18 protein-coding genes and 1 pseudogene are annotated in these 20,767 nt (G+C 53.4%); 7 read left to right on the forward strand and 12 right to left on the reverse strand.

The features are described 5' to 3' along the window. Nucleotides 1-10 precede the first annotated feature (10 nt). Both kdpA and kdpF read right to left on the reverse strand, forming a co-directional pair. Nucleotides 11-1,705, reverse strand: coding sequence for a potassium-transporting ATPase subunit KdpA (gene kdpA / locus ACEN8R_RS16080; protein WP_018929817.1), 1,695 nt, complete (start codon nt 1,703-1,705; stop codon nt 11-13). 8 nt (nt 1,706-1,713) lie between these two features. Continuing rightward, a complete protein-coding gene (gene kdpF, locus ACEN8R_RS16085; RefSeq protein WP_007899818.1) occupies nt 1,714-1,803 on the reverse strand; it encodes a K(+)-transporting ATPase subunit F in 90 nt (29 codons plus the stop codon). A gap of 306 nt (nt 1,804-2,109) precedes the next feature. On the opposite strand from kdpF, the pseudogene ACEN8R_RS16090 reads away from it, so the two are divergent. Next, nucleotides 2,110-2,991: pseudogene (locus ACEN8R_RS16090) on the forward strand (amino acid permease); the annotation flags it as partial. 128 nt (nt 2,992-3,119) lie between these two features. Next, nucleotides 3,120-3,287, forward strand: coding sequence for a DUF2897 family protein (locus tag ACEN8R_RS16095; RefSeq protein WP_008006000.1), 168 nt, complete (start codon nt 3,120-3,122; stop codon nt 3,285-3,287). A 125-nt stretch (nt 3,288-3,412) separates the two neighbouring features. On the opposite strand, the gene ACEN8R_RS16100 is transcribed toward ACEN8R_RS16095, so the two are convergent. The 8 genes from ACEN8R_RS16100 to ACEN8R_RS16135 form a co-directional block, all read right to left on the reverse strand. Next, the gene (locus tag ACEN8R_RS16100; RefSeq protein ID WP_018929819.1) at nt 3,413-4,264 is read right to left on the reverse strand and encodes an urea carboxylase-associated family protein; all 852 of its coding nucleotides are present in this window, start codon (nt 4,262-4,264) and stop codon (nt 3,413-3,415) included. A gap of 16 nt (nt 4,265-4,280) precedes the next feature. Next, nucleotides 4,281-4,934: a GntR family transcriptional regulator gene (locus ACEN8R_RS16105; protein ID WP_018929820.1), complete on the reverse strand. Its 654-nt coding sequence runs from the start codon at nt 4,932-4,934 to the stop codon at nt 4,281-4,283. 78 nt (nt 4,935-5,012) lie between these two features. After that, nucleotides 5,013-6,287 (reverse strand): beta-ketoacyl-ACP synthase II, encoded by a 1,275-nt coding sequence (gene fabF / locus ACEN8R_RS16110; protein WP_026286695.1) that lies wholly within the window; start codon nt 6,285-6,287, stop codon nt 5,013-5,015. Between the two features lie 31 nt (nt 6,288-6,318). Continuing rightward, nucleotides 6,319-7,113: an SDR family NAD(P)-dependent oxidoreductase gene (locus ACEN8R_RS16115; RefSeq protein WP_018929822.1), complete on the reverse strand. Its 795-nt coding sequence runs from the start codon at nt 7,111-7,113 to the stop codon at nt 6,319-6,321. Nucleotides 7,114-7,306: 193 nt separating this feature from the next. Next, nucleotides 7,307-7,642 carry a ComEA family DNA-binding protein gene (locus ACEN8R_RS16120; protein ID WP_018929823.1) on the reverse strand — a complete coding sequence of 112 codons (336 nt, stop codon included), beginning with the start codon at nt 7,640-7,642 and terminating at the stop codon, nt 7,307-7,309. 113 nt (nt 7,643-7,755) lie between these two features. Continuing rightward, nucleotides 7,756-9,750: a polysaccharide biosynthesis protein gene (locus tag ACEN8R_RS16125; RefSeq protein WP_032834265.1), complete on the reverse strand. Its 1,995-nt coding sequence runs from the start codon at nt 9,748-9,750 to the stop codon at nt 7,756-7,758. Between the two features lie 115 nt (nt 9,751-9,865). Further along, nucleotides 9,866-10,888, reverse strand: a complete 1,023-nt coding sequence (locus ACEN8R_RS16130) for an MraY family glycosyltransferase (RefSeq protein ID WP_018929825.1) — start codon at nt 10,886-10,888, stop codon at nt 9,866-9,868. Then, nucleotides 10,885-11,898, reverse strand: a complete 1,014-nt coding sequence (locus ACEN8R_RS16135) for a UDP-glucose 4-epimerase family protein (protein WP_018929826.1) — start codon at nt 11,896-11,898, stop codon at nt 10,885-10,887. Before ACEN8R_RS16135 ends, ACEN8R_RS16130 begins: the two co-directional genes overlap by 4 nt. A 279-nt stretch (nt 11,899-12,177) precedes the next feature. On the opposite strand from ACEN8R_RS16135, the gene ACEN8R_RS16140 reads away from it, so the two are divergent. From ACEN8R_RS16140 to ACEN8R_RS16160, 5 genes are all read left to right on the forward strand, one after another. Then, nucleotides 12,178-13,275, forward strand: coding sequence for a DegT/DnrJ/EryC1/StrS family aminotransferase (locus tag ACEN8R_RS16140; RefSeq protein WP_018929827.1), 1,098 nt, complete (start codon nt 12,178-12,180; stop codon nt 13,273-13,275). Continuing rightward, nucleotides 13,272-14,219: a glycosyltransferase family 2 protein gene (locus ACEN8R_RS16145; protein WP_018929828.1), complete on the forward strand. Its 948-nt coding sequence runs from the start codon at nt 13,272-13,274 to the stop codon at nt 14,217-14,219. Before ACEN8R_RS16140 ends, ACEN8R_RS16145 begins: the two co-directional genes overlap by 4 nt. Then, nucleotides 14,212-15,165 (forward strand): WxcM-like domain-containing protein, encoded by a 954-nt coding sequence (locus ACEN8R_RS16150; protein WP_018929829.1) that lies wholly within the window; start codon nt 14,212-14,214, stop codon nt 15,163-15,165. Before ACEN8R_RS16145 ends, ACEN8R_RS16150 begins: the two co-directional genes overlap by 8 nt. Next, nucleotides 15,165-15,578: a GtrA family protein gene (locus ACEN8R_RS16155; RefSeq protein ID WP_258613315.1), complete on the forward strand. Its 414-nt coding sequence runs from the start codon at nt 15,165-15,167 to the stop codon at nt 15,576-15,578. The genes ACEN8R_RS16150 and ACEN8R_RS16155 overlap by 1 nt, the downstream gene beginning before the upstream one ends. A gap of 80 nt (nt 15,579-15,658) precedes the next feature. Then, entirely contained in the window at nt 15,659-17,776 is a 2,118-nt protein-coding gene (locus ACEN8R_RS16160) for a hypothetical protein (RefSeq protein WP_177325208.1), read from the forward strand. A gap of 281 nt (nt 17,777-18,057) precedes the next feature. On the opposite strand, the gene ACEN8R_RS16165 is transcribed toward ACEN8R_RS16160, so the two are convergent. Both ACEN8R_RS16165 and ACEN8R_RS16170 read right to left on the reverse strand, forming a co-directional pair. After that, the gene (locus ACEN8R_RS16165; RefSeq protein WP_081626566.1) at nt 18,058-19,179 is read right to left on the reverse strand and encodes an acyltransferase family protein; all 1,122 of its coding nucleotides are present in this window, start codon (nt 19,177-19,179) and stop codon (nt 18,058-18,060) included. Between the two features lie 191 nt (nt 19,180-19,370). Beyond that, nucleotides 19,371-20,480 (reverse strand): acyltransferase family protein, encoded by a 1,110-nt coding sequence (locus tag ACEN8R_RS16170; RefSeq protein WP_177325209.1) that lies wholly within the window; start codon nt 20,478-20,480, stop codon nt 19,371-19,373. Nucleotides 20,481-20,767 lie beyond the last annotated feature (287 nt).

Raw genomic sequence — 20,767 nt, forward strand, 5'->3', positions numbered from 1 at the left:
CATTAGATCCTCAGAAGCCCATGCTCAAGTGTTCAGCAATCGGACCCAGCGCCAGTGTCGGCAAGAAGGTCAAACCACCCACCAGCAAAATGGTCACGGTCAGCAAGGTCACGAACAGCGGGCCATGGGTGGGGAAGCTGTTCTGGCCAATCGGCGCGGTTTTCTTCATCGCCAGGCTGCCGGCAAGGGCCAGCACCGGAAGGATGTAACCGAAGCGCCCGATCAACATGCCCAGCCCCAGCATCAGGTTGTGGAACGCAGTGTTGGCACCGAAGCCGCCGAAGGCAGAGCCGTTGTTGGCACTGGCCGAGGTGTAGGCGTAAAGCAACTGACTGAAACCATGAGCACCGGGGTTGCTCACCGCCGCCACCGGGCCTGGCAGGCTGGCGGCAATCGCGCCGAGCACCAGCACGCCGACCGGCATCACCAGCAAGGTCACCACCAGCAGCTGAACTTCCCGGGCTTGCAGTTTCTTGCCGAGGTATTCCGGCGTACGCCCGATCATCAGGCCGGCGAGGAACACCGCGATCAATACGTTGAGCAACATGCCGTAGAGCCCGGCACCGACACCGCCGAAGATCACTTCGCCGACCATCATGTTGACCATCGCGACCATGCCACTCAGCGGGTTGAGGCTGTCGTGCATGCCGTTGACCGAACCGTTGGACGCTGCGGTAGTGGTCACCGACCACAGCACGGTGGCGGTGGTGCCGAAACGCGCTTCCTTGCCTTCCAGCGGCGCGGTCTGTTCGACGGCGACGTTGGCCAGGGTCGGATTGGGTTGGTATTCAGCCCACAGCGAAGTCGCGCCGCCGATCAAAAATAGCGCCAGCATGCAGGCGATAATCGCGCGGCTCTGACGCAGGTCTTTCACGTAATGGCCGAAGGTGAACACCAGCGCCACCGGGATCAAAATGATCGAGGCGACTTCGAACAGGTTGCTCCAGGCCGTCGGGTTCTCGAACGGATGCGCCGAGTTGACGCCGAAGAAGCCGCCGCCGTTGGTGCCCAGTTGCTTGATCGCAATCTGGCTGGCGGCCGGGCCGAGCGGGATCACCTGATCGACGCCCTGCATCGTTACGGCATTCACATATTGCGCGAAGGTTTGTGGCACGCCCTGCCACACCAGGTACAGCGCCAGCAGCAAGCACAGAGGCAGCAGGCCGTAGAGGGTGGCGCGGGTCATGTCGACCCAGAAGTTGCCCAAGGTCTTGGTCGACTTGCGACCGATGCCGCGACACAGTGCAACCAGAACCGCCAGGCCGGTGGCGGCGCTGACGAAGTTCTGCACGGTGAGACCAACCATCTGGCTCAAGTAGCTCAGGGATGCTTCGCCACTGTAGGACTGCCAGTTGGTATTGGTCATGAAGCTGACAGCGGTATTGAACGCCAGCGTCCACTCCTGGCCCGGCAGGTTTTGCGGGTTCAGTGGCAAGTGATCCTGGAACATCAGGATCGCGAACAACAGCAAAAAGCCCGCGAGGTTGAAGGCGAGCAAGGCCAGGGTGTATTTCTGCCAACTCTGTTCGGCCTGCGGATCGACACCGGCCACCCGATAGCAGCCACGCTCCACCGGGCCGAGAATCGGCGAAAGCCAGGTACGCTGCCCTTCCATCACCTTGTAGTAGAAGCGCCCCAGAAACGGTGCCGGAATCAGCACCACGGCGAAGAAGGCGAGGATCAGCCAATAGTCATAACTGTGCATAGCCGCTCCTAGTTCCGGTCCGCGCGCAACAGCGCAACCAACAGATAAATGAACAGCCCCACTGCCAATAGCAGTGACACTCCGTCCAGAACGCTCATGGAAGTTCTCCGTGTTACGGCGTATTGCCGCGTGTGGAGTGATTGTCGGCAGGGAGGCTGTAAAGGCGCGAGATCGAGGGGTGCGGCGGGGCATAAAGAATGTGTAAAGAGTAACGCTGTTCACTTAAGCGCGATTCTTCAGTCATGCCTACCTTTGTGGCGAGCGAGCTTGCTCGCGTTGGGCTGCGCAGCGGCCCCAAAAACCTGATAACAATCGCCGATTTTTGTGAGCGCTACGCATTCAAGCGGGAGCAAGCTCCCTCGCCACGGGTTACTCACTGACTCAAGACTCTTAGGTGAATAGCATTCATCTTCAGTTTCACCGAGCTGACCACCGCGATTCCCCATGCCGGCGGTCCCTTTGCCTACAGCCGCCGTGCCTTTGGCGAGAAAGGTGGGTTGATTGCCGGGTTGGCGACGCTGATCGAATTCGTCTTCGCGCCACCGACGATTGCCTTGGCGATCGGCGCCTATCTGGACGTGCAGTTTCCCGCCCTGGACCCGAAACACGCAGCGGTCGGGGCGTACATCGTGTTCATGGGCGTGGTCGCCCCGGCCTTCAGTTTCAGCAACTTCGCCCTCAACGGCTGGGCCGGCTCTGATGTGTTCGGTGCGCCGGCGATTGCCGGGATGTTCGCGGCGATCCCGTTCGCCATCTGGTTCTTCCTGGCCATCGAAGGCGCGGCCATGGCCGCCGAAGAAGCCAAGGACCCGAAACGCACGATTCCCAAGGCCTACATCAGCGGCATCCTGACCCTGGTGCTGCTGGCGATGGGCGTGATGTTCTTTGCCGGGGGTGTCGGCGACTGGCGCACCCTGTCGAACATCAACGATCCGCTGCCGCAAGCGATGAAAGCCGTGGTTGGCGAAAGCTCCAGCTGGTTGCACATGCTGGTGTGGATCGGCCTGTTTGGCCTGGTGGCGAGTTTCCACGGGATCATCCTCGGCTACTCGCGGCAGTTCTGCGCCCTCGCCCGGGCCGGTTACTTGCCGGCATCGCTGGCCAAACTGTCGCGTTTCCAGACCCCGCACCGGGCAATCATCGCCGGTGGCGTGATCGGCATCGCGGCGATCTACAGTGACGGCTTGATCTTCCTCGGCTTCATGGCAGTGGGTTTCGTGTACTTCATGCTGACCGCGCAACTGCGTGCCGATGCGCCGGCGGATGCGATGTTGACCGGGCTCTAAACAGCCGCAGTGCTGCTGTCGGATCAGGCATAGAATGGAACCACTGCGAAATTCCATCGCTCAAAAGTGGTATGCAGGATCGGTTGGCAAAACCCTTGTCCACCGGTCTGCCCTTAAGGAGAACTCCTATGCCCTGGTATGCCTGGTTGATTCTGATCGTTGCCATCGGCTCGATCGTTGGCGGTTTGATGATGCTGCGTGACACCGCCAACAAGGTCGAATTGACTGAAGAGCAACGTAAGCGCGTCGCCGAACGCAACGCGGAAGCGGATGCCAAGGATGCGCAGGACCGCTGACCGCGCAGCACCTGTAGGAGCGTGGCTTGCCCGCGAAGAACGATGACGCGTAATACCTGAAAAACCACGGCGCATTCTTCGCGGGCAAGCCACGCTCCTACAGGATTTTTGTCGCTCAAACCCCTTTATTTTTCCCAATCAGCCTTGGCGATATGCAAGCCATGCAACCCTTTGTAAGCCGCACGCTCCGGCTGGCTCCAGCCTTCAAGCAACGAATCCTCCAACCGGTAAATTTCTACTCCCAGCGGGCGACAGACGCTCAACGGATCCTGCGCATCCGGCCCCCACATGGCCAGCGACAGATCGCCACCCGGGCAGGTCGATAGCGCACACAAAAGATCAATCTCGGCAAAGAACTCCAGATAGTCGCCCTTCTGCGCCGGGCAGGCTTTCATGAAATACAGGTCGTCGTGGTTCAGGCCGGTGCACTGGAAAATGTTCAACACGTCATGCACATCGAACTCGGTCAGGCCATGGGGCAATACGGCGCGAGTCAGGTTGGAGTGGCAGTGATGATGGAAGTCTTCGCCGGTAAGCATTTTGTTCACGTAAGGATCGCAGCGCGTTCCCAGCAAATCGTGCAAACGCCCGCCGTGTTCGTCGATGCCATAACCGGCCAGGCTGTCGTCGGTAATGGTCACCAGCGGCCGTAAAAATGGCAGGTTCGACCAGAGCCGGTCATGGGTGCTGACATGGGCGCCCTGCAACTGCCGGGTCCGCGCCGCCCACAAGCGCTCGCGCGGATCGTGGGCATTCCAGACGTTGAAATCCCCGACTTGCGGGCCGACCGGGGTCGTGACCCTGAACACATGCCCGGCCGGTACATTCCAGGCGCGACCGGTGCGGATCGGCACTTCGAACTGCTCGATCAGCGTGCGCCCCTCTTTCTGGTCGCGGATCCGTTCATAGAAGGCTGTGTCCACCTGCAAGGCCGAGCCTTTGCTGACTTGATAGGCCGCCGGATAGTCTTTGTACATGGCACAAAATCCTCGATCAGTGATGGGAAGAAGGGGCAAGCATCTGCAACAGGAGGTGTTCGGAATCGTCGAGATAACGGCTCATGGCGTCCGCAGCCGCGCGCTTGTCGCCGTCGGCCAGCAACTCATGTATCTGCCGGTCACGCGCCAGCCAGGGCGCCTGAAAACGTGATTCATCGGGAGCGGTGCAAAACACCAGGCGCAGTTGCGCGACGACGTTGGTGAAGAACTCATCGAACAACGGACTGCGCAGCAATCCGACGATGTGTTGATGAAAGGCCAGGCTGTGGGTGCCGACGGCGCGCCAGTCCTCACGCTCCCGGGCCAGTTCGGTGGCCTCCAGGGCTTCGAGCATCCGGTCGGACTGATACTCACGCAATGGCTGACTGGCGCTGATGGCTTGCAGTTCCAGGGTGCGCCGAACCTTGAAAAGATCGCGCACATCGTCGACACCCAGCCTGCGCACCATCACGCCCTTGTTGCGGACATAGCGGGTCAGCCCTTCTTGCCCCAGACGGTGCAACGCCTCGCGAATGGTGTTGCGCGAGGCGTTGTAAGCCGACACCAGATCGTTTTCCACCAGCGCCATGCCGGGCAGCAAACGACCGCCGATGATGTCAGCGCGCAATTCCAATGTGATGTGATCGGCCAGGGACAGTCCGCTGCTCATACTCAACGCCTCGTGATTGTTCAACAATCGTCAGCGAATGAGTAATCACTATTCGTGCCATCACCTGCCTGTCGTGAACTAGTCCTCCCAGTATTTGAACAATACGCTGGCGTTCACACCGCCGAATCCGAAACCGTTGGACATCGCGTAGTCGATGTTCATTGGTCGCGCCTGACCGTGAACAATGTCCACGCCTTCGGTGGCCGGATCCGGGTTATCGAAGTTGAGCGTGGCCGGCACCACCTGATCGCGCAGTGCCAGCAGCGTAAAGATCGCCTCGATCCCGCCAGCCGCACCGAGCAGATGCCCGGTGGCTGATTTGGTCGACGTTACCGCTATCTTGTTGTCCGAGCCGAACAGCGACTTGATGGCCGCCAACTCCCCAAGATCGCCAACCGGCGTCGAAGTCGCATGAGCATTGAGATGCTGCACCTGCGCCGGAGAAATACCCGCCTGAGCCAACGCCAACGACATCGCCCGTCGTGCACCACTGCCATCCTCCGGCCCTGCAGTCAGGTGATAGGCATCGGCGCTGGTGCCGTAACCAACCAGCTCGGCCAATGGTTGAGCGCCGCGTGCCAGGGCGTGTTCCAGGGATTCGATCACCAGCAGGCCCGAACCCTCGCCCATCACGAAGCCATCGCGCCCACTGTCGAACGGCCGCGAGGCGCGCTCCGGAGTATCGTTGTAACCGCTGGACAAGGCCCGCGCCGCGGCGAACCCGGCGAGACTGACCCGATCGATCGCCGCTTCCGCGCCGCCACACACCGCAATGTCCGCCTCACCGCAGCGAATCAGCCGCGCCGCGTCACCAATCGCCTGAACCCCGGCCGCGCACGCTGTTACCGGAGCCCCCAAAGGCCCCTTGAAACCGTGCTGGATCGACACATGGCCCGCGGCGAGGTTGACCAGAAACGAAGGAATGGTGAACGGCGACAACCGTCGCGGACCACGGCTGTCGGTAGTACGCACCGCATCGGCAATCGCGCCGAAACCACCCACGCCCGAGCCGATAATAGTGGCCGTGCGCTCCTGGGCATTGGCGTCGAGCGCTTGCCAACCGGCCTGCTCCACGGCCTGACGCGCCGCCTCCATGGCGAACACAATGAAGCGGTCCATCTTCTTCTGCTCTTTGGGCGGCGTCGCCCGATCCGGGTCAAAACCCGCCTCGGGATCTTCCGCCAAGGTCGGCACCGCGCCACCGACCGTGGTCGACAGACCGGCAACCACCTCATCCGGCAACGTCCGCAACCCGGAGCGCCCGGCCAACAGACGCGCCCAAACCGCTTCGACACCGCTACCCAACGGAGACACCAGGCCCATGCCCGTGACTACCACCCGACGATTACTCATAGCGCAAATACCTCAGTCGATTCATGGCGCCTCACTTGTAACGCGCGGCGGCAATGCTTCTGGACAGATTCGGCGCCATCGCATGACGCGCCGCCACAAAGGATTCCCACTCAGAGAGATTCGGCAAGGAAGGAATGGTGATCAACTCACCCTGGTCCAGACCCGACAACGCCGCGTCGACCATCTCTCCCGCGTCCATGATCATGTCCTCCGGAATCTGGGACGCATCAATACCGGAACGCTCCAAAATCTCAGTGCGTGTCACGCCGGGCAACACCGCTTGCACCTGAACCCCGGTCCCTTGCAGCTCAGTATTCAACGACTGAGTCAGGCTCAATACATAAGCCTTGCTCGCGCTGTACGTCGCATTGAACCGCTCAGGAAACAACGCCACCACCGACGCAATATTGATAATCGTCCCACGACCGGCCTTGGTAAAACCGGCTGCCGCCGCCGAAGCCAACCGCGTCACCGTGGTGACGTTCAACTGAATCAAGCGCTCCATCTGATCCATGTCGGCGTTGGCGAGCAAACCATCCGCCGCGATACCGGCGTTGTTCAGCAACAGACTGATGCTCGAATCGCTGCGCAGCCGTTGTTCAAGCTTCAGCACATCGTCCTTTTGCGTCAGATCCGCCTTGAGCACCTCCACCTGAACACCATACTCCGCGCGCAATTTGCTCGCAGCAGCCTCCAGCCGTTCCTGATCACGGGCTACCAGCAATAAATCAAAACCACGCGCTGCCAACCGTTGCGCGTAAACCGCACCGATGCCAGAAGATGCGCCGGTGACAAGGGCCGTACCTTGGGCCTGGACAGAATTCATGACAGTGCTCCTGGGTGGATGCTTAAGGGAAGACGAACGCTTCAGCGAACGACGGATTTATTATAGGCATAATTTTATCGCCATATGATAGCCGTAATTTTTTGCATCCCGATAAAAGGTGCCAGATAGCCCTCTGCAGCAATAAGCAAAAAAGGCCGGTCAATGACCGGCCTCCTGGTGTGGATTTATAAGCTTAGTTCACTTCCAGCTTGTCGCGATTCTTGTCCAGAATGGCTTTGCCGATACCCTTCACTTCCAGCAGTTCGTCTACCGACGAAAATGGCCCATTACTCTCACGATAAGCAACAATCGCCTTGGCCTTCGCCTCACCGATCCCGGACAACTCCCGTTGCAGGGTTGGCGCATCGGCCCCATTCAGATCGACCTTATTGGTTTGAGGCTTGGCGGCAGCGTCCAGCATCAACGGTGCCTTGGCAGCCTCTGGCGCAGCCGTCGGCGCAGCGATGGCCGCAATAGAGGCGCTGGTGAGCAGGGCAAAAACCAGAGAGTAGAAATAGCCAGTACGCATAAATGAAGCTCCATGACATCGATTGGAAGAAGCAGCTTTTCCGAAGCTGCCTCCCAAACTTAGGCGATGTGATGGAGCTGTCAAAAGTGTGTCCGTTACAGGATGTGAAACAATCAGGGCTCGAGGCGGCGTTGCTGGTGAATCCAGTCGACGATCTCGCCGTCGGGTGTGTAGCCGCTGACCGTTTCGCGTAGAAGTTGACGGACGCGGGAGTAATCATCCTGTTCGACGGCAAGCAGCAACTCGCTCAAACGCCCCTTGAGCACGTCCCAGGGCAAATGGTCTTCGTTGGCGGTCATGATCATTGGATGTGGCGTCGCAGCGACGTTATCGCCGATCAGCAGCTCTTCGTAGAGTTTCTCTCCCGGACGCAATCCAGTGAACTCGATTGAAATATCGCCCTGGGGGTTTCGCTCGGAGCGAATGCTCAAACCGGACAGGTGAATCATCTTCTCCGCCAGCTCGACGATCCTCACCGGTTCGCCCATGTCCAGCACGAACACATCGCCGCCCTGCCCCATGGAGCCGGCCTGAATCACCAATTGCGCGGCTTCGGGGATCGTCATGAAGTAGCGGGTGATTTTCGGGTGCGTGACGGTCAGCGGGCCGCCGGATTTGATCTGGCTGTGGAACAGCGGGATCACCGAACCGGAAGAGCCCAATACATTACCGAAGCGCACCATGGTGAAACGGGTCTTGTTGACGCGCGATACATTGGCTTTATCGCCGAACAGCACAGGGGCAATTTCACGGCTCAGGGCTTGAAGCGTCAACTCCGCCAAACGCTTGGTGCTGCCCATGATGTTGGTCGGACGTACGGCCTTGTCAGTGGAGATCAGCACGAAGTTGGCGACCCCCGACTGCAACGCAGCCTGAGCCGTATTCAGGGTTCCGATAACGTTATTCAGCACGCCCTCGGCAATGTTGTGCTCGACCATTGGCACATGCTTGTAGGCAGCGGCGTGGTAGACGGTGTCCACCCCCCAAGTCTTCATCACATCGAGCAGTTTGTGCGGGTGACGAATGGAACCAAGGATAGGCAGCAATTTGACCGGGACCGACTCACGGCTGGCGCGCTGCTCCAATTCCGACAGGATGCTGTAGAGATTGAACTCACTGTGCTCAAACAGCAGAAGCGTGGTCGGGCCAAGCGAGAAAATCTGTCGGCACAGCTCCGAACCAATCGAGCCGCCGGCCCCTGTGACCATCACGGTCTTGCCTTTGATACAGCGCTCCAGCAAATCCGCCTGGGCTGGCACGGCATCACGGCCCAGCAAGTCAGCGATATCCACTTCCTGAATGTCTTCAACCTTGACCCGACCACTGGCCAGATCGGTGAAGTTCGGGACGCTTCGCACATGGAGGGGGTAGGCCTCCAGCAGATTGAGAATTTCCCTGCGTCGTGCGCGGGTGGATGACGGCAGGGCCAGGAGGATTTCCTGTGCTCCTGTTTCATCGATCATCTGTTGAATGTGTTTGGGTTTGTAGACCTGGAGGCCGGCGATCGATCGATCCGCAATACTTGGGTCATCATCGATGAACGCCACGGGACGCATGACCCGGCCCATGCGAAGTGCGGCAACAAGCTGATTGCCGGCTACGCCGGCGCCGTAGATCGCGACTTTGGTGAGACCGTTATCGCGATTGGTAAACGGCACATGGTGAGCGCCAGCGAACCAGTCGCCCATGAAATATTGGCGCATACACAGGCGCAGGCCGCCTATGATCACGAGGCTGAGCCACCAGTAGTTGAAGACGATTGAGCGCGGTACTACTGTTTCGTGATTGCTGTACCAATACACAGCGACAGCGAGAATAAGCGATGAAAGGCTGACCGCCTTGATAATGGCGATAAGCGCGTCATTACCGAAATAACGCATGACGGCACGGTACATGCCGAAACGTATGAACAAGGGAATAGCGATGACGGGCGCGCAGACAAAAAGCCAAAAGTGGACCCGCAAGGGGTTGTACATATCGTCAAGGCCCAGACGCACGATAAATGCCAACCACAAGGCAATCCAGACCAGCAGGATGTCCGTAGCGACCTGTATCAACCTTTTTCGACGCCGGGGCAGCCCAACCAGGTACGCTCTGATTTTATCCATCAACCCTTCAAACACCTTAGTTTCCTCCTCTCAGCAGCCCCTTCACCGTGGTGAAACCTCAAAGGTGCGTCGCGATCACTCTAGACTCAAATGACAGAGTAGATACTGCTTAGTTCTATACCGCTGGATCTTCCAGATTTCCGGCGCGAAATTTCATTGCCAGCGCGATCAATGGCACATAAGCCAAAATGACTCCCAAAGCGCCATCCAGACCAAAACGTGTCACGCACAAGGCTATCGGCAACAGCCAGAACAAATTGATCACGCCAACAGCGATGGTTACCGGTAAATGCTTGCGAAAACGACGTGAGGCGAACTGGTAGGCGTGGCTGCGGTGGGCTTCATAGACTTTGTCTCCTCTTAACAGGCGGCGAAACAGGGTGAATGTTGCATCAACGATGAACACCCCTAGCAAAATGAGCCAGGCCCATAGCATCGGCGCACTCACCCATGCTGCCTGCAGAGACAGCCCACCCAGCACAATGCCGAGAAATCCACTGCCGGCGTCGCCCATGAAAATCTTCGCGGGTGGGAAATTCCAATAAAGGAAACCTGCCACAGAAGCGGCGAGAAACAATGTTCCCCACATCAGACTTTCCAGACCTGCCAACCAATACAGCAGACAGGCCCCCAGGCAGGCACTAATGGCTTCTACGCTGGCAATGCCATCGATTCCGTCCATGAAATTGTAGAGATTGAGTAACCACACCAGATAAAAAGCGGCCAGCACATGACCTGCCCAGCCCATATCGACATGGGCGCCAAACAATTCGACGGGGGGTAGCCCCCCCATCCAGCCCAGCAGCCAGACTGCCGCTGCAAAATGCCCCAACAAACGCCAACGTGCGGCGATATGTCCGTGGTCGTCCATAAAGCCAATCAACGCTACCGAGAGCCCTGCCCCTGCACTCGCGACAAAGGCAGATGGTGTAATCAGTTCTGCGGCGTACAGAAACATCAACGACACAATGAAAGCGACGACAATTGCGACGCCACCACCACGCGGTGTTGCAACAACGTGAGAGCTACGGGCGTTCGGAACATCCATCAAACTTCGAGAAATCGCGTACTTGCGTAACGCCGCCGTCAGCAAAAAGGAAATACAGACAGCCACCGGAATAAACCACGCATAACTCATTTTTGGCGAGACTCCAGAAAATGCTGTGCCGTCAATTTCAATCCATCATCCAGACTTGCTGGTGGACACCAGCCCAGCAACTCCTTGTTTTTCTGGATATCAACCTGCAATGAGCCGAAAAGCCGTTGAGCCACCGCGCGCCGTCCCAATAAGCCAGCCAGGAACACCAACGCCCCTGAAGGAATGGGGACAAGCCAGGTTTTCGCCCCCAAACAGGTGACAAGGCGCCGCATCAGCTGGGTCGTCGAAACATCACTATCATCGCTTGCCAGAAAGACCTGATTCGCTGCGCGGGGATGATCGACACATGTATTGATCAGATCAACGACATTCTCCAGTGACACAAGGCTTCGGTGATTGTTCACTGCCCCGAATGGTAGTGGAATGCCTTTGATCAACCATCGCATCATTTGCTGAAAGTTCGCACCTACACCTGCACCGTAAATAAGTACTGGACGGATAATTACAACTTCAATGGCTCCCGCATTGGCCAGTTGCATGAGTTGTTGTTCTGCTTCGCACTTGGAAATCGCATAGGAATCCAAAGGCAATGGAATATCATCTGCCGAGAACGCACGTCCTGGCGCAGTACTTTCCCCATTAACCTTGATAGAACTGATAAAGATAAATCTTTTAACACCAGCCTGTATGGCCTGGCGCGCCAGATTTAGTGTCCCTTCTACATTGATCGCACGAAACTTTTCCAGTGATTGCTCCGGGTCCTCATGCATCACGTGCACCCGGGCCGCCGAATGCACAACCACATCCACACCAGAGAGAGACTGAGCCCAGTTGGTGGCTCGATCTATATTCGATATATAAACTTTTTCTACTTCGTCAGGTAACTTGCTATTCAAATTTCTGAGCGGAGCCACAACCGATGTTTCCGGCAAAGTGCAGAAACGCCTCACCAGCGCGCCTCCCAGAAACCCCGTCGCACCGGTCACGAGTATTTTTTTTGACATTTCAAACCGATTCAAAAAATTGATAGCAATGGAACAATCTACCACGAAAATGCTTCATTTTGAGCGTTGAATTGGCGTGTTAGAGCCCTGCCCTCCTTCTGACCGCTTGGCCTCTGGTCCGTAGATGAGGAAATACAATCGGATTCAAGGTGAATTTCCATCACACAGGTTGGAGCAAACACCCGAGAGAGATAGAATCCCACCAATTTTGACCAAAAGCTCTATGAGTAGAGCCCGAGGCGCCTCGCCAAGATGAATGGCGTCAGCAAGCGATTCAAAATAAACACTAAATTCAACAGGCTAGGCCTCGAAGGGAGCACATCGATGCAGCAAATCAATAATCTCAGCGCGAAAATCGCCAAATACCGAGATCAGATCGATGCATCCATCCAACGCGTGGTGTCCAGCGGATGGGTTGTGCTGGGGCCCGAGGTCAAACGCTTTGAAGCGTCCTTTGCCCAATACCTGGGCGCCGACCACTGCATAACCGTCGCCAATGGCACCGATGCAATCGAATTGGCCCTCAAGGCTCTGGGTGTAGAAAAAGGTGACGTTGTCGCCACGGTTGCCAATGCCGGCATGTATACAACCACTTCTGTACTGTCCATCGGTGCCGTACCCACCTTCATGGACGTCGATCTCGAAACCCAGGTCGTGACCCTCGCGGAAGTGAAACGCGCCGTGGAATCGGGAGCCAAGGCTGTCGTCGTGACGCATCTTTATGGCCTGGCCATCCCGGAGATCCAGGAGATTGCAGTTTTCTGTGCAAACAAAGGCATTGTGCTCCTGGAAGATTGCGCACAAGCACACGGTGCCAGTATGCATGGCAAGCGCGTAGGTACGTTCGGGGACGCCTCGAGCTTCAGCTTCTACCCGACAAAAAATCTCGGAGCCCTGGGCGACGGTGGCGCAGTCGTCACCAACTCGGCTGAGATTGCGCAACGAGTCGCACAATTGCGTCAATACGGATGGTCCTCCAAGTACTGCGTGGAGCTGGATGGAGCCAGAAACAGTCGCCTGGACGAAATGCAAGCAGCCATTCTCTCCGAATTTCTGCCCCATCTTGATCAGAGCAATGCGCGACGTCATGAGATTGCCGAACGTTATCGCAACGAAATCAATCAACCCGACATTGTTCATCCGCAAGGAACAAGTGATGCCTGGGTTGCTCACCTGTATGTCATCAAGAGCCAGAAACGTGATGCGCTGCAGCAACATCTGCGTAGCCTGGAAATCGCGTCTGAGGTTCACTACCCGATTCCTGACTACAAACAACCTGTATTCAAGAATGTGAACGCTGACTGCCACCTGGCCAACACCGAGCGTTTGGCAAAAGAGATTCTGACACTGCCATGCTACCCAGAAATGGAAGAGCATGAAGTCAGTGCCGTGATCACAGCCGTCAATGGATGGGCGGCATGACCTACTCGATCATCATCCCGGTTTACAAAAACGCAGAATCCATTCCACGCTTGATTCAGGCACTCAGTGAAATCAACGAGAGCCTCAACAACGAGGTAGAGGCGGTTTTTGTCGTCGATGGCAGCCCGGATGCATCGTTTGAGTTGATTCAAAAAGAACTGCCAAACCTGCCTTTTGCAGCGCAGCTATTGGCCCATTCGAGGAATTTCGGTTCATTCCCAGCGATTCGAACGGGCCTCATGGCAGCAACCGGAAAATACTTCGGTGTCATGGCTGCCGACCTTCAGGAACCACCGGAGTTGCTGATCAGCTTCTTTCACTCACTTTCAAATAATGAGTGTGACGTTGCCATCGGTACCCGTAACGCCCGTAAAGACCCGCTTTTTAGCCGAATGGCCTCTTCAATGTTCTGGGGGCTTTACAGAAAGCTGGTCGTCCACGATATGCCTAAGGGTGGCGTAGATATCTTTGGCTGCAATAACGCGTTCAAAGAGCAACTTCTGAAGCTTGAAGAATCTCGCTCGTCATTGATCGCATTAATATTCTGGCTCGGTTTCAGAAGAAAATTCGTCGACTACGATCGCCAGGTTCGCCAGGAAGGCAAGTCGGCCTGGACGTTCAAGAAGAAGCTGGAATACATGATGGACAGCGTCTTCGCTTTCACTGACTACCCTATTCGTTTATTGGTCAAAATGGGCGCGATAGGCTCATTAGTGTCAGCGGCAATAGGCCTGATGGTCATCATTGCAAAAATTCACGGCACCATTGCAGTACCAGGCTACGCCGCCACTATGGTCGTGGTCCTGCTGCTGGGCACCTTGAATCTTCTGGGTCTGGGTCTTGTAGGTACCTATGCCTGGCGAGCGTATGAAAACACCAAACAGCGACCGTTGGCAGTCGTGAGCATACAGTTGAACAACCGAGAGCAAATCCGTCATGTCTAACCCGACGATCCACCCTAGCGCAGATGTCAAAAGTAACAACATCGGCCAAAACACACGTGTTTGGCAGTATGTTGTAGTTTTTCCTGAAGCGGTGATCGGCACGGATGTGAACATCTGCTCTCACTGCCTGATTGAAAATGATGTTGTTATCGGCGACAGAACGACGATCAAGTCGGGTGTTTATCTTTGGGATGGCCTGAGGGTTGGTAATGATGTGTTCATTGGCCCAAACGTCACCTTCACCAATGACAAGTTTCCACGCTCCAAGGTCTACCCGGAAGCATTTCTGCCAACCGTGATACACGACAAGGCCTCGATCGGCGGCGGCGCCGTCATCCTCCCTGGCGTCACCATCGGTATGGGGGCAATGGTTGGAGCGGGCGCAGTGGTCACCAAATCCGTGCCTCCGTATGCGATCGTGACAGGGTCACCGGCGCGGATTACCGGATATGTAGAGAATTCAGCGGCAAGCGACAACAGCGAAAAACCGAAACTCGTTGAAAATGCAAAGTCGCAAGAAGGAATTGCAAGAGTTGGTGTGGGCGAAGTCACCATACACAACTTCAAATACGTTGCGGACATGCGGGGCGATTTGTCAGTAGGCGAATTCGAAAAGGAAATCCCTTTTATTCCGAAGCGCTATTTCCTGGTGTTCAATGTACCCAACCAAAAAACCCGTGGTGAGCATGCTCATCACAACTGCCATCAGTTCCTCATCTGCGTGAAAGGGAGTTGCGCCGTCGTGGTAGATGATGGTCAAAACCGCGCGGAAGTAATGCTCGACGCACCGAACAAAGGGATTTATTTGCCACCTTTGATCTGGGGCATTCAGTACAAATATTCCGAAGATGCAGTGCTGCTGGTATTCACTTCAGACTACTACGATTCGGCCGACTACATTCGAGACTATTCTGATTTTGTTAAAATAACGGGCTCAAAAAACTAGTGAGCATCACCATCTCTAAAGAAAATATACGTCGATGGGTATCGTTCCTGGCAGGAGGTTGTTTGAACACCCTCCTGACCTATGGGATCTATTTACTACTGAACATGTATATAAGCTATCAAAAATCTTACGTCATCGCTTACATAACCGGGATCCTATTCTCGTACCTGTTTAACGCACACATTGTTTTCAATGTGAAAAAATCATGGAAAGGCTTGATGGCCTATCCAATTGTGTATTTGCTCCAGTATATGTTATCCGCCTTAATGCTTAGCCTTATGGTGGAAAGGCTAGGAATACCCAAAGAAATAGCACCGCTTTTGATAATTGTACTGCTTCTGCCTGTAACCTACTTGCTTAGCAAAACAATACTTAAAGCTACAGATCAGCCCAAGGCAGGAATGGATCAGTAAAGCAAATGACAAACCTGACAAAGCAACCCTTATCCCAAAAGTTTTCCCCGTCGCGCTCTTGTATCGGGATAAAGTCTTGGATGGCGCACATCTTACCAGTTTCTATTTTGGTCTTGGCGTTGTGGGTACCGTACGGATTTTCGCTGATCGGCTTGATAGAAGAGTGGGGATTGCTAGGGTCGTTTACAACTCATGGACTGTTCTTTGTAACTGACACTACCAGCCCATTGGCTGCACATGCGCTACGCCCACTAACGATTCTTCCTCAAGCCATCGCCTACTATTTAGACCCCTATTCTTTCAAGTATTGGAATGTGCTCCTTGCACTCTCACTCTGCGTAAAAGGCTCAAGCCTGAGTTACATAATAAGCCATATTACTGGCTCATTAAAATGGGGAGTGATCGCAGGCCTGCTGATCATAATTTATCCAGCCGACACTATGCAATTATCGTTCAGAGCGCTCCACATAAACTGGGCGCTTAGTTCGGTACTGCTTGGAACCTCGATATTCATAGCCGCTTTGCAAGCGACATCGAGAATCACATCGTATTTATTGAGTATCGCGTCAGCAATACTATTGCTGGCTTCCTGCGCGATGTATGAAGCGTCACTATTACTGACTGCACTACCACTTTTAACAATATTCATAAAATCAGATTTAAAATCAGTTATCCTCCAAGTACGCCAACACATATGGAAGCATCTGATTTGGTTCATGGGTGCATTTTCGTACATTGCTTACGCTATCCATACGGCACCACTCGTTAACAGTTATCAGAGTGGTATCGCTGGCAGCACCAGTATTATTACCACGATCAGGCATGCACTTCCAAACCTGTTCTCGATAGGCTTGCTGAGAACAACCCTGGGGGGATGGTATGATGCAACAAGAATAACTGCCGCGGAGTTCAGCTCCTACTGGTATGCCATAAGCATAGTGCTTATATTATTTATCGCGTCTTTTCTTTTACTTTCCAATTACAGAAAAAGCCAGCCCGCAGAAGCCGATATTTACTCGCCAGTCATTATCCGCCTGTTAATTGCTGGCGTCACTTTGGTACTGCTAGGGTATGCCCCTTTTCTACTCTCGGTATCACATCAAGCGATAAGCCAACGTACGTTCTTGTTCGCGACACCAGGCGGTGTGTTTGTGACGCTCGCCATACTTATTGGCATTGGCAAAGCCAGCAAAAATCTGGCAGCACTTGGCGTAGCCCTATTCGTTTTTGTCGGCCTCTCAAGCCAACTATATCAATTCCACCACTATGTAAAAATATCGGATAGACAGCGCAATATTCTAAAGAATATCGTCGAAAATTTTGACGGTGAAACCAACAACAAAACACTAGTAATCGTCGACAAAACAAACCAGCTCAATAACACCTGGATGTTTATAAACGAAAACTTACAGGCCACTCTTAATTATATTTACGGGCATCCATTTAATTCAATGGAGGTATGCCGCGAAAATGGCAATGAGTGGCAGCATGCCGACAGTGTTGGCCGAAAGGGAACCTGTGAAGAAACCGCTAATGAATGGACTTTTCATTACCCAACACCTATAAGTGGTCCAGGTTTCGAACCCACCAAAAGTTTGGAAGACAAAAAGTTAGCCAAATCTCAAGCCGTTACAATCATTGTAAATCCAGATGAAAACTCCGAGGCCAATACAAACCGCGCGAAAATGTTACGCAGTGACCAAAGCCGCACTGGCGCGATCTATCGTGGATTTATCGACAAACCTGACTATCATAATCGCCTGATTGGTTTCACCGACCAGAAATCCGATGAGCATTACTTTTGGGGATTTGGTAACTGGTGGAGTATGGAACTGCCAATAGCGGGCTCTGGTTGGCGCGAAGCTGAATGGAGTGTTAACAAATTTCAGCATAACGCCTCAGCATGGAAAACAAATAAACAGGCATTCCTCGATTTTAAGTTTTCACCTTCATCAGACCGTTATCAGCTGCGCGGAATGTTCGATGTAATCGTCAACCCGACAATAAAAAAGAGCATGAAAATTGAAGTGAATGGTATCAACATCCCCTTTGAATGGAAGGACGACAACAGCTTTCAGGCTGAACTCGTCAAGAGCCAACTTCGAGACGGAATGAATACAGTCACTTTCATTAGTGACGTTGATGACAATTACTATGGGTTTTCGGGAAGACTTGACTGGATTGAGATAAAAAAATAGCACTAGACCAATACACTTCAGCCTCCTGCCCATCGTAAGTGATGCGCAGGAAGCATCGCGCTGTATTAACGCGACTCTCCTGCGGCATCTGGCTCGCCATCAGCGAGGCACAAGGGTTCGTCGCATAGCGCCCCATACGCCCCGACCCTCACCTGCCATATCGCCGGCAATCTGGAGGATGCTTACCAGGTAATGTCGGGGTAAGAAGCTGCTCGCTCATTAGTGAACATGAACAACTCCCTTTCAATGCGCGTGCATCGCCATAAATTATCCCGCAGTAGTCACGCTACTGCTACGGTCGATTTCTTTTTGCTAAACAATTGCTTGATCGACTTCTGAAGCGGTCTCTCGATAGACAAATGCAACCCAATAGAAATACATGTAACAATCAGCAGAAAAATTGCCAAATGCAGTACTTGATACATAAGCGATCCCGAAGGATGCGCAGTATATAGTGGGCGCAAGATGGCATGTATTAGATAGAACGCAAATGATGACTCCCCCAACAGTATCATTCTTTTGCCAGAAAACGCCGCCGACACTTTAGATTTTTGATCTATCGCAACTCCCAGGATCACGATAGTGAACAGCGCCGCATAAGCTGCATCCCAGCTAAACGCGGACAAAAAGTTCTTGCTCCATCCCATAAGCACCAGTATCAATAACAATGACGCCGTAACCGCACTGCTCCAGGTCCGTTGTACTTTGTTGGTCGCCACAAAATGACGCTTGTAATAGATGGCTGCGGCGATACCTAAACAGAAGTCAAATATCCTGGTAGCCGGCATGCGGTATAACCATCTGTGCGCGGAGTCAGGGTTTATTGACGTCAGCTCCGCTCGCCCCGGCATGGAGAAATAGGCTGCAAGACAAAGTTGAGCAGCAAAAGAAAACAGTGCAAAAATCAATAACCTGTTGCGCGACTTTATAACATTTAACTTACTCAGCACCGGTATAAGCAATGGAAATGTTAGATAGAGGAATACTTCAACACTAACACTCCATGCCGGCCCGTTGATCCCAAACGAAAAATAAACATCACTACTCCAGGCTTGCACCCCGACAAGATATGGGAGCAAAGGCGTTTCTAGTCCCGAGTTCATCCAGGGATAAATTATGCAGAGCGCATAAAGAGGATAAATCCGGGCAAACCTGGACACAATGTATTGGTAAGTATTTTTTATAGGATCCGATTCAAATCTATCAAGATAGTTATAAGCAATAATAAAACCAGAAAGTACAAAGAAAAACGTCACACCGCTATAACCTGAGCCTTGGACCCGTAAAGCCCATCCGTTAAGACCCGGAATATTATAGTGTGAAAAAAATACCATTAAGGCTGCAGCAAACCTAAGTCCGGTTAGGGCAGGTATCGCACCTGAACGGTCGGATGAAATCGGCATCATGCACTCCCAAATTTTGAAAAATCTCATCAGAAGTCTGGGCAACAGAATGTAATCGAGTTGCCCACTACTCCTTCCTCTTGCTTACCGTAGCCTCGCAGTTTCACTAGGAGAGCGGTTTTGTATACCGGCGCACTGAGCGACCACCTTAGTTAATAGCTCATCAGTCTTCCGAAAACCCCGACCACGCGTTAATTCAATCTGCTTTCGTTCAACGGCTCAGATGTTTTTGAAAAGGCTGTACGCAACGAAGAATCGCGGTACTTACTCAAGAATATTTTTCCTGCACGCAACCCATACCGCTCCACACTTTTATGCATAGCGAAACAGACTAAGAACAATACAACCAAAATCTGGGCTTTTGCGGGAATAAAAACCAGACCTAAATAATCCACCAAGGAGGATATATAACCCCAAAGCCAATTATGAAATAAGTAAACCGCGAATGTCATATTGGAAATCATACGTATCAAGGGCCCATCTTCAATTCTCAGTCGCAAGCTCCATCCTAATAGAAAAATCATGACAGCATAGAGCCCATAATTAAACTCTTTCCAGTTAGGTTGATACTTGGCGACCATAAAGAGGAAACAGCCAAACAAAACACAAAACGCACCGATGCATAGATTTTTTTTGGCGTTTCCGGTTTCCCAAAGATAAACACAAGCGCCCATAAACAGAAACGTTGAGTAAATCGTTTGGTAGGCCAAGGGAAGATTTGCGGCACTAGGAAAAGGCGGTAGTAAAACAATCGCAGCAACAAGAGCAATAAAAACAATAGGTAAATAGTTCTGGCGTCTGAACAGGCCTAATGCCTTGACGATGGCCATAACTATATAGAAAGCAATCTCTAGCCTGAGAGTCCACTCGACCCCGCCAAGAGCCAAAGGAGTTCCAAAAAAATCGCCGATCAAAAGAAGTCGTGGCACCCATACTGAAAAAGGGGGAAATGCGACGCCTCTAAGGTAGTGATCGAATAAACCCTCCATTAATACCGCTACGATAAAAAGCGGATAGATCCTGAAAAATCTTTTTAGCAAGAACTCAAGCGTCGATTCCGATTGCAGCACGTGAGTGATGATATATCCAGATGTCAGAAAAAAAACAACGACACCAGCACCACCGCCATAGCACAACGGAAGGATTGCCTGTGCGAAATACCGGACAGTTACATGCAACGCCTCATTAGTAGAAGCAAAAGCCAGTGAGTCATACATCTTGTGAGCAATGAGCACACTGATAAATGCAAATATTCGCATTACATCGAGAAAAACGATTCTATCGATGATTCTGTTAGCCATTTTTTGACCGCACATAAAGGAATTGAAGACCGATGACCGGAGGAGTCATTGCGACAACGGGCATTCTACAAGCCTTGATTGTCACTGTCAGGTTTCGTACACACCGATTTGAAAGAAACCACCAGCAATGGCACCTCGTTCATCGGCGACGATTTCGACAGCCTAAAAATCAATTGTCGATAGCTGATCATCCCCTTAAGATGCCTGCCTGATCGGGATCGGTTACGCCTGTACTTTGTCGCAGTCCCCGAAAAATGAGCTTGCTCAGGTCTTCTACCAACACTATG

The organism is Pseudomonas sp. Pseusp15, from assembly GCF_059492165.1.

Bases quoted from the DNA above. Each gene is read 5' to 3' on its own strand.
- fabF (WP_026286695.1), bottom strand. From the start codon at position 6,287: ATGAGTAATCGTCGGGTGGTAGTCACGGGCATGGGCCTGGTGTCTCCG.
- ACEN8R_RS16105 (WP_018929820.1), bottom strand. From the start codon at position 4,934: ATGAGCAGCGGACTGTCCCTGGCCGATCACATCACATTGGAATTGCGC.
- ACEN8R_RS16150 (WP_018929829.1), top strand. From the start codon at position 14,212: ATGTCTAACCCGACGATCCACCCTAGCGCAGATGTCAAAAGTAACAAC.
- ACEN8R_RS16115 (WP_018929822.1), bottom strand. From the start codon at position 7,113: ATGAATTCTGTCCAGGCCCAAGGTACGGCCCTTGTCACCGGCGCATCT.
- ACEN8R_RS16100 (WP_018929819.1), bottom strand. From the start codon at position 4,264: ATGTACAAAGACTATCCGGCGGCCTATCAAGTCAGCAAAGGCTCGGCC.
- ACEN8R_RS16145 (WP_018929828.1), top strand. From the start codon at position 13,272: ATGACCTACTCGATCATCATCCCGGTTTACAAAAACGCAGAATCCATT.
- kdpA (WP_018929817.1), bottom strand. From the start codon at position 1,705: ATGCACAGTTATGACTATTGGCTGATCCTCGCCTTCTTCGCCGTGGTG.
- ACEN8R_RS16165 (WP_081626566.1), bottom strand. From the start codon at position 19,179: ATGCCGATTTCATCCGACCGTTCAGGTGCGATACCTGCCCTAACCGGA.
- ACEN8R_RS16125 (WP_032834265.1), bottom strand. From the start codon at position 9,750: ATGGATAAAATCAGAGCGTACCTGGTTGGGCTGCCCCGGCGTCGAAAA.
- ACEN8R_RS16140 (WP_018929827.1), top strand. From the start codon at position 12,178: ATGCAGCAAATCAATAATCTCAGCGCGAAAATCGCCAAATACCGAGAT.
- ACEN8R_RS16095 (WP_008006000.1), top strand. From the start codon at position 3,120: ATGCCCTGGTATGCCTGGTTGATTCTGATCGTTGCCATCGGCTCGATC.
- ACEN8R_RS16120 (WP_018929823.1), bottom strand. From the start codon at position 7,642: ATGCGTACTGGCTATTTCTACTCTCTGGTTTTTGCCCTGCTCACCAGC.
- ACEN8R_RS16170 (WP_177325209.1), bottom strand. From the start codon at position 20,480: ATGGCTAACAGAATCATCGATAGAATCGTTTTTCTCGATGTAATGCGA.
- ACEN8R_RS16130 (WP_018929825.1), bottom strand. From the start codon at position 10,888: ATGAGTTATGCGTGGTTTATTCCGGTGGCTGTCTGTATTTCCTTTTTG.
- kdpF (WP_007899818.1), bottom strand. From the start codon at position 1,803: ATGAGCGTTCTGGACGGAGTGTCACTGCTATTGGCAGTGGGGCTGTTC.
- ACEN8R_RS16160 (WP_177325208.1), top strand. From the start codon at position 15,659: ATGGCGCACATCTTACCAGTTTCTATTTTGGTCTTGGCGTTGTGGGTA.